The organism is Mesorhizobium sp. M7A.F.Ca.CA.001.08.2.1, assembly GCF_003998455.1.
Taxonomy (GTDB): domain Bacteria; phylum Pseudomonadota; class Alphaproteobacteria; order Rhizobiales; family Rhizobiaceae; genus Mesorhizobium; species Mesorhizobium ciceri.
The window spans coordinates 1-6413 of sequence record NZ_RZPW01000336.1; the positions used below are offsets into that span (position 1 = coordinate 1).

General features: G+C 61.8%; 4 protein-coding genes. All 4 read right to left on the reverse strand.

From position 1 onward, the window contains the following. Positions 1-912, reverse strand: a 912-nt coding sequence (locus EN914_RS19765) for an AMP-binding protein (protein WP_164778809.1), incomplete at its 3' end; no start/stop codon positions are given. Then, positions 909-2930 carry an asparagine synthase (glutamine-hydrolyzing) gene (gene asnB / locus EN914_RS19770; protein ID WP_024502423.1) on the reverse strand — a complete coding sequence of 674 codons (2022 nt, stop codon included), beginning with the start codon at positions 2928-2930 and terminating at the stop codon, positions 909-911. The genes asnB and EN914_RS19765, both read right to left, overlap by 4 nt. A gap of 4 nt (positions 2931-2934) precedes the next feature. Then, positions 2935-3918 carry an NAD(+) synthase gene (nadE, locus tag EN914_RS19775; RefSeq protein WP_032898949.1) on the reverse strand — a complete coding sequence of 328 codons (984 nt, stop codon included), beginning with the start codon at positions 3916-3918 and terminating at the stop codon, positions 2935-2937. Next, the coding region (locus EN914_RS19780) for an AMP-binding protein (protein WP_127389213.1) at positions 3915-6413 on the reverse strand (2499 nt) is incomplete at its 5' end. The genes nadE and EN914_RS19780, both read right to left, overlap by 4 nt.

Below are 6413 nucleotides of genomic sequence, written 5' to 3' on the forward strand. Positions count from 1 at the left end.
GAGCAGGCGAATGTGCTTAAGCGGCAGGGCTGCCGCCGTGTTCGTGACATACCTTATGCTTGCAAAATCATTTGCCTTCAGCGTCCTGAGATCCGACAGCGCGGCAAAGATGGTCGGCACGCCGGGAAAGCCTGTAACTCTCTCCCTTTCGATGATCGCAAGTATCTGTGCGGGGAAGGCAAACGAGCGCTCGAGGACCAACCGCGCCCCGGTACGGAACGCCATTATCATCTGATAGAGGCCGTAGTCGAAGGCCAGGGGCAAGACATTGAGGATCACGTCGTCTTCGCCAAGCTCAAGGTACGAGGCGATAGACGTGCAGGCTGCCATCATGTTCCTGTGTGTCAGCATCACGCCTTTGGGTTCGCCGGTCGAGCCCGACGTGTAGATGATGGCTGCGAGATCGATATCGATGCGGCGGCGGGCCGGCGCTTTGCCGTGGCCGGCAGCCGCCTCATCCCAGCGCACGGCATGCGGCAATCCCCGGAGCTCGGCGTCGTCCACCTGACCGGAGACGATGAGCCGCCGCAGCGACGGACAGTTACGCGCCGGCTCAGCAAAGACCGGCTGCAAATGTTTGTCGGTGATCAATGCTGCCGGAAGGCAATCGTTGAGCAAATACCCCAGCTTGTCGCTCTTAGTGAGCGGATTGACGACGCACACAACGGCGCTCGCCTTGAGAACCGCCCAGAAGCTGACCACGGTCTCGACGGTGTTGTCGGCGAAGATCATAACGCGGTCACCGGGGGCGACCCCGGACGTGACGAGATGACGGGCGACCGCGCTGGAGCGTGTCTCAAGCTCGTCATAGGTGAGCCGGTGCTCGCCGCACACCAGCGCTATCTTGTCGCCGAGCCGTTCGGCCGAATGGCTGAGGTAATCGTCCAGCAGAGGTACGGCGCCATGCATCATACCAGCACCTCTTCCCTGTGCAGGTGATCGACGTCTATCCTGAGGTCGACCGCATGCGCGCTCGATGGGCGGCTTGCGACAAACTGCTGATGGAGGAGCTGCGTCGACAGCACGCCGACCAACGCCATGTTGTCCGAGTTGGACAGATCCCCATCGCCGGTCTTGGCAGCGCATTTGTCCAGCAGGCGCGCGACCGAGTTCGGATCAAAGACATTCGCCGCGCGCAGGGCAGTCTCGGAGAGTGCTTCGCGGACATAGGCGGGTGCGCCATCGCCCGTGAAGCAAAGTGCGTTGGGCGCCCGGTAGGGTTGCTTCTTGCGGGCCACGACTTCCGCGGGCACGATCGATTTCGCCACACGCTTCAGCACGTGTTTCTCATCCAGAATGCGCAGCTTGTAGTCGGGCGGGAGCGAATTCGCCAACGCCACGAGCCTGTCGTCCAGGAACGGGAAGCGCCCCTCGACAGAATGGGCCATCAGCATCCTGTCACCCTGCGAGGAGAGCAGGTAGCCCGACATCAGTGTCCTGATCTCAAGGTACTGGTCCTGCGCGAGAGGACCCCATCGTGGAAACTCTTCGGGCAGGCGGCCAAGCAGGTCCGCCACCACGTCGTGACGCGCCGCTTCGGCATGCATGCCGGCCGAGAACAGCCGTTTGATGGCGCTGGTGGTGCGCCAGCGGGTGTCATGCGCGAAGCCGGGCGCGCCAAATGCATGGATATCGTGTCCAAAGAACTGGCGCGCCATCGCCTGCTGCTTGACCGGCGACCGGCTCAGATAGGGGTAGAGGCGTTCCAGCAGTCGCGCGCGTCGGGCGGATGCGGGCTGCCGCCCCCAGAAACGGCGGACCTTGCCTTCACGGAACAGGTCGTAGCCGGCAAACATCTCGTCGGCGCCCTCGCCGGTCAGGACGACCTTGATGCCATGTTCGCGCACCAGTCTCGAGAGAAGGAACAACGGCGCCGGCGCGGTCCTGAGAATCGGACGCTCGGCGTGACGGATCACATCTGGGAAAACCTCGGCAATATCACCGCGCGAAACCATCACCTCGTGGTGCTCGCCGCCGCTCGCACTTGCAACCAGCCGCTGGTAACGGGTTTCATCATATTCGGCGTCAGCAAAACGCAACGAGAAGGTCTGGAATGGCGCGCCGGCGAAGCGCCTCCCGAGCATGGCGACAAGTGAGCTGTCGAGCCCGCCGGAAAGGTAGCAGCCAACCGGCACATCCGCCTTGACCATTCTAAGCGCCGTCGCGGCCTGCAAGGCGCTGCGCACTTCGTCCACCGCATCGTCCAGTGAGCCGGTGAAAGTGCCATGGGCCTGGTCCGCGATCTCGGGATAGCAAGGTTTCCAGAAAGCGTGCTCACGAACGCTGCCATTGTCGTAGATGCGTACATGGCCGGGGGTAAGTTCCTTCACTCCCTGAAATACGCCTTGCGGCGGTACGACCGTCCACAGCGTGAAAGTCTGGTCTATCCCCGCCGGATCGAAGGCCCGCGGTATCGCCGGGTCGGCTGCGAAAATGGCCTTCACTTCGCTGGCGAAGTGAAGGCGGCCAGCATGTTCGCACAAATGCAGCGGGCAGATGCCGAACCGGTCGCGCGACAGGACGAGGCGGCCTGTCAGCGAATCCCAGATGGCGAGTGCCCACTGCCCGTTTAGCCTCTCGAACGCGGCCACGCCCCAGGCGCGGTAGGCGTGCACGATGACCTCGGTATCGCTGCGGGTGCGGAAACGATGCCCCAGCGCCGTGAGTTGTTCACGCAGCTCGACGTAGTTGAAGATCTCGCCGTTGAACACGATCCAGGTGGTATCGCCGGTGTCGGCGAGGGGCTGCTGTCCGGTCGAGAGATCGATGACCGACAGACGGGTATGCGCCAACCCCGCCCGCCTGTCGCGGTAAACGCCGCTCTCGTCCGGGCCTCGATGGGAGAGCGCGGCTGCCATTCGTAGAAGCGCGGCTCGTGAAGGAGGCTCCGCAGTCGCGTTCAGCGCCACAATTCCGGCGATGCCGCACATGGGGTCAATCCCTGTCCATCGCAGCGGACAGCTGCGGCCGTGCGTGAAGGTAGCGGGCGGCGCGGCGTTTGCTGACGATATCCTTATAGACCTTCTCGACCTGCTCGGCCGTCAGGCCGGCGGCGGCGGCAACCACGCCGGCCGAAATTCCGTGATTCATGCCGTAGAGGCACAAATCCATCAGCTGATAGGGCAAGGCGAAGTAGAACTCCTCCTGGGTTTGCGCCATGGAAAACGTGTCCGTGGTCGGCGGCCTCGTTCGGACCTCCTCGTCAATCCCGAGATATTCCGCCAGCTGATAAACCTGGGTCTTGTAGAGATGGACGATCGGCATCACGTCGGCGACGCCGTCGCCCTGCTTGACGAAGAAGCCTTGGTCATATTCGAGCCGGTTTGGCGTGCCTGCCACTGCATAGTTGAGGCGGTCCGCATGATAGTATTCAGTCATCTTGCGAACCCGCTGCTTGTAGTTGGTTGCAGCGACGATCTGCAGGTAAGCCGCCGGCGAAAGACGCACGGTGTCGATCTTTCCGTCCGGATCCTCGACGGTGAGGCGCGTGATATTAAGGCCGCTGCTCTCCAGCACCGATGCCATGACCAGCTTGCATTTCCAGCCTTCGCCATATCCAGGGACGGCAGTTCGGATGGCCTCCATCTGTCGGGCGTAGGCGCCGATGCCCTCGAGCGCCGGCTGGATATCCTCAAGGATTGTGTCGATGCCAAGCTGCCCGGCGACGCTGCGGCCAAGCCTCAACGAGTCGCCGGATGAATCGCGCTCCGGCATGAACAGGCCCAGTACCTTGTCCCTGCCGAACGCGCGTGCGCAGACCGTTGCGACGACCGAACTGTCGATGCCTCCGGAGAGCCCGACAACCACTCCGCGGCGCCGTTGTGTGCCGAGAACCTGTTCGCGCAAGGTCTCAACGATGCGATCGATCTCCAGCCGGGCATCGAGCGCCAGCACATCGCTGCTGAATTCCCCGATCAGGTCGATGACACTGCCTCCCGTTTCTGTGACTCGATTGAAGAGTAGGTCTCTGTCACAGCGTTTTCGATGAGCGGGCGATTGATGGTCAGATGAGGCTCCACGACCATGTCGATGTGAGTGCCGGCGATCGGAATGACGTCCAGATGGACGAATGCCCGATCCCACCCAAGTGCAAGCGGCATTCCGGGCCGCGCGCAACGGAACAAGGTGCCGGTGATCGGCAGTATCGGCCTGGGTTCTGTGAGCCACTGGAAGAAGGCGCGCGCGCGCAGAACTTCCTGCAGTTCCAGTTTGGTTCTGAAGCTCGTCGGGTTGAACTGACCCTCGGCATAGCGGTCGAGGAAGCTGGAAAGCCGGGATTCGCAGTGCATTTTGACCGCGACCTTGGCAAGCGCGCGGCATGCCACTCGACTAGCCGATATACGATTGGTCCGGATCCGGTGAAATGTCCGGGTAATCGTCTCCCAACGCTTGCTGCGTTCGCCAACCAGGCTGGTATCCAGAATGCCCGTGAACGCTACCGCTCGCCCTTGATCAAGCAGACGCGCGGCAACCTCAAAAGCGACCGCTCCTCCGAGCGAGTGACCAAGCAGGCGAACACAGCCGGTCGGCTGCACGCGGTTGATATGATCGATTGCAGCTTCGACCATTGCGGCGACGGTGTTTTGACCTTGCAGGATCATGCCCAGGGCCGGATATCTGATGGGAGACACCCTGGCGACCTTGCTTATTGCCGATGCGAACGAAGCAAGGCTCGGACCATAGCCGACCGACCCGGGGAAAAGGAAAAGCAGCGGAGGCTCGTGTTTCCAAGCGGGCGCGTGCTCGCCGCCTCCTTGAGCAGAAATGACCGCTGCAACCATCTCATCGAAGCTCATTCCAACCGTGAAGGCTTCCAATCCGAGCTCCTGCCCGATCGCGCTTTCGATTTCCATGACGCAGTGCAGCAGCTTCAGCGAATCTCCCCCCGCTTCGTCCCAACAGCCCAGGGCGACCCGCGTCTTGAGGACCTTGGTCCAGGCACGCCGTACGATCTGATGAGCAGGAACTTCATGTCCCGCATGGGGTATTTGCGGTGGGGGCGTGGTTTCCCGAACCGAAAGGTCAATTGCAGCCAGCGTTGTCATATCGATCTTTCCGCCGGGCAGTCGCGGTATCTCGGCGCTTGCATGGAGTCGCAACGGGCAAAGCGCCGGCGGCAATTTTGTCCTGGCAAGTTGGCGCAGCTCGTCGCAAAAACTGGCTCCCGCTCCGCTGTGCGGTACGGCGAATGCAACCAGTTCATTCGCCGGGGTGACGATAACCACGGCATCCTTCACCGACGGCGCGCCACGCAGAACCCGTTCGAGTTCGGCCGGCTCAACGCGCCGCCCATTGACCTTTATCTGGCGCCCTTTGCGGCCTATGATCCGCAGCAGGCCGTCACTCCCGATTTGCACAAGATCGCCCGTCGCAAAGATGCGAAGCGTCTGGTCGCCGGGGTCTACTTCAAACGGAACAACGGCCCCGTTTTCCCAATGTCCAAGCGCGACATACGGGCTTCTGATCAACAGTTCTCCGATCTTGCCGGGCTGAACCGGGTAACCCTCTTCATCGACCACTGCGAAGCTGATTCCCGGAAGCAGCCAGCCGACGGGAGCCGAAGAATCGAATTCCGGCCAATCGTGCGGCAAGAACCACTGCGATCCCGTCGTTTCCGTCGATGAATAGCCGATCTGCACCAGGCAATTTGGCGGGACAGCCTTGCGCACGAGGCGGATGTCGGCCGAAGATACCTTCTCGCCTCCAATTCGGGCAACTCTGAGCGAACCAAAGGCGTCCGCGGGTTCATCCGCCAAGAGAGCGCGAAGCAATGCCGGCACCAGATAGGTGATCGTCACGCCTTCGGATTGCATGCGGCCGCGAACCGCGCGCAGGCCGACGGCTTCAACCTCCACAAGCTGCAACGTGGCACCCGTGAGAAGAGCGGCAAGAATTTCCCGACAGCCGGCGATGGTTGCCGGGCCGGTCAGAGGCAGGAATACATCCTGTGCATTGATGTGGCACGCATCGACATATTGCTGCACTCGGCACAGCAAGTTCCGCTGGCTGTTGACAATCCCCTTGGGGCGGCCCGTGCTGCCGGAGGTATAAAGCACGATTGCCGGTGCATCGACAGAAACCACACGGTGTGCAGCTGGATGGGGCGTTGCCTGCAATGATTGCGCCATATCGATCCAGGCAACGTGCTGGGGCAGATCAAGGCCGTGGAGGCCTTTGTCGCCAATTATGGCGGAGAGCCTCGCGTCGGCGACGATTTCGTTGATGCGCGAGTCCGGATCTCGCACGTTAAGCGGCACTGACGGCCGACCGGATGCCATGCCGGCCAGCATCGCAACGGTGTACCAGACCGAGTTGGCCTGAAGTATTCCAACCGCATTTCCGTCGGGAACGACGGCTTCAATCCAGCCGGCCAATGCCTCGACCGCCCGAAAAAGCTCGGAATAGGTCAGTCG